The following is a 2,220-nucleotide window of genomic DNA, read 5'->3' on the forward strand; positions in this document are numbered from 1 at the left end:
CAGCCGTGAACCTACGAGCCGATGTGGCCGTGAGCTACGAAGCTCGAAGAGCGATTAGCCCGACAACCGCATTGCATCCCGGCGTGGGCGCTAACACCTGAGTTAAGCCGCGCCGCGAAGCGGCGTCGGCTTGAACGAATTGTTAGAGCCCACGCGCCGGGATACTGGCGCGCTGCTCCACGTGGCGAGAGTTTGGCACGAAGAGCGGGACCGCGAGATAGACGGGACGGGGCGCCGAAGGCGCGCCGAACGGCGAGGGCAGTGACGGCGCCCGAACGGATGTGGCCGGCAAGCTGGCGCCGCCGTTCTGATCACTGCGAGAAGCCTGGACGACAGGAGCGGCGCGAGCTTGCAGCCATGAATCCGAAAGCCGATGCAGCCGTGAGCCAGGAAACCCGAGGAGCGATTAGCCCGACGACCACAATGCAACCCGGCGTGGGCGCTAACACCTGAGTTAAGCCGCGCCGCGAAGCGGCGTCGGCTTGGACGAATTGTTAGGCCACTGGACCGGACAACCCGGCTGCAGCCACGAGACGCTTCGGCGCCTTGTTGCGCCAGGCAGCGTGAACCAGATGCTCGACTGCTTCAGGCTTCGCGAGTGAAAGGTTAACCCGTACACCCAAGATCTTCTGGCCCCATGGCAGTGGCTCGACGGCTGCGGGATACTTGGCCACCGCTAGCAAGCGCTCCTGTTCGTCCACGAACACGTGGATGTGTTCCCCATCCGGCGGCAGGGTGACGAAAATCTTTCCTTTGACCCGGAATGAGCCGTAATCGAAATGCGGCGCCTCCGTCACTTCCGGGAGAGCCAAGGCGATCGCACGAACGAACTCCACGTTCATTGCTGCTCCCTACAGTGGCCTAACACCTGAGTTAAGCCGCGCCGCGAAGCGGCGTCGGCTTGGACGAATTGTTAGGCCCCGGCTGTTCCGCGGGACGAGCCCGAAGCCTGTAGCAGCTCATCGGTTGCTCGCCCGAATGATTCGACAGCTGATCCAGTTGATCAGTAAAGCCATCGGCACTGCCGTGGCAAGCAAGTCAAAGCCAGTTCGCCGCGGGTGGCCGGGAAGATGCGCCCAAAGAGGTGTTGTGATCATGGGAGCTATGAGGCATGCGAAGGCGTAAGCGCTGGAAAACACAAAATAGCGCCACGCCCAGCGTGGGGCCGGAGCGGGATGGTCGATCGATTCCGCCGCACTGAGCCCTGCAGCGATATACGCTCGCGCCACGCCGCCGGCCACGCCCGACAGGATGATGTAATAGATGATGTAGGTGGCCACTTATAGGTCTCCGGCAGCTCCGTTAGCGCGTCGGAGACAGCTGGTTGGGTACCTTCGATCCGCGATCTACCTGCATGCGGGGCCTAACACCTGAGTTAAGCCGCGCCTCGAAGCGGCGTCGGCTTGGACGAATTGTTAGGGCGCACTTGCCATGATGGCGAAGGAGCTGGCGAAGAGAAAAGAGATGACCATGGATATTCCGCCGGACACTACGCTGATGCCGGCACCGCGAGGCACGGTGGTGCCGAGAGTGTACGCATAAAGCACAGCGCCCAAGACGAATCCGACAAGTACGCCGAGAACGTTTGGCGCAAAGTAGCCGACTGCGAACACCAGGCACGACTGAAGAACAACTGCGACAAGCGCGGGGCCGAAACCGGTCCGTTCGGCGCCAACGAATCTGGCGCCAAGCATGACGGGCAAGACGAGAATGCCGGCTAATGCGCAAAGCAGAAACAACACGTACATAGACACTCTCCCGTGCGCCCTAACACCTGAGTTAAGCCGCGGCGCGTAGTGGAGGTTTTGCAGTGGCAAGCTCTACCTGCCACTGCAAAGCCGGAACGAAGCGACGTCGGCTTGGACGAATTGTTAGGCCCCGGCCCGGCGAGAACACCGCGACCCGAAGCCCAACGGTTGCGGCGATGCTACGGCAGGTGAGACCGCACGCGCCAGAACGCTTCAACGCAGCTGCCGACCGAAGACGTTCGCGGGATGCTCGGGCGGCGAGAAGCCTTGGCAGATATAGCCGAAGGCGAGGACGAACCGGCAGGCGCCACGAAAAAAGGGCGAAGCTGGACGGGAACTACACGCGGCGGTGCGACCGCAACCTGCGCACGCCGCCGTGAACCAACACCACGGGGCCTAACACCAGAGTTGACCCGCGCCGCGAAGCGGCGTCGGGTTGAACGACTTGTTAGAGCCCACACGCCCGGATAGG

General features: G+C 62.4%; 3 protein-coding genes. All 3 read right to left on the bottom strand.

All coding sequences use genetic code 11. The features are described 5' to 3' along the window. Nucleotides 1–494 precede the first annotated feature (494 nt). Nucleotides 495–842: an MmcQ/YjbR family DNA-binding protein gene (locus FW784_RS13640; RefSeq protein ID WP_149353869.1), complete on the bottom strand. Its 348-nt coding sequence runs from the start codon at nucleotides 840–842 to the stop codon at nucleotides 495–497. A 117-nt stretch (nucleotides 843–959) separates the two neighbouring features. Beyond that, nucleotides 960–1,280, bottom strand: coding sequence for a hypothetical protein (locus FW784_RS13645; protein WP_149353870.1), 321 nt, complete (start codon nucleotides 1,278–1,280; stop codon nucleotides 960–962). A 135-nt stretch (nucleotides 1,281–1,415) separates the two neighbouring features. Next, on the bottom strand, nucleotides 1,416–1,748 hold the full coding sequence (locus FW784_RS13650) for a hypothetical protein (RefSeq protein ID WP_149353871.1): 333 nt from the start codon (nucleotides 1,746–1,748) through the stop codon (nucleotides 1,416–1,418). Nucleotides 1,749–2,220 lie beyond the last annotated feature (472 nt).

The organism is Cognatilysobacter lacus (assembly GCF_008274655.1).
Taxonomy (GTDB): Bacteria; Pseudomonadota; Gammaproteobacteria; order Xanthomonadales; family Xanthomonadaceae; genus Cognatilysobacter; species Cognatilysobacter lacus.

What these genes read in the sequence shown, in the direction of transcription:
- FW784_RS13640 (WP_149353869.1), bottom strand. Translation starts at nt 842, where the DNA reads ATGAACGTGGAGTTCGTTCGTGCGATCGCCTTGGCTCTCCCGGAAGTG.
- FW784_RS13650 (WP_149353871.1), bottom strand. Translation starts at nt 1,748, where the DNA reads ATGTACGTGTTGTTTCTGCTTTGCGCATTAGCCGGCATTCTCGTCTTG.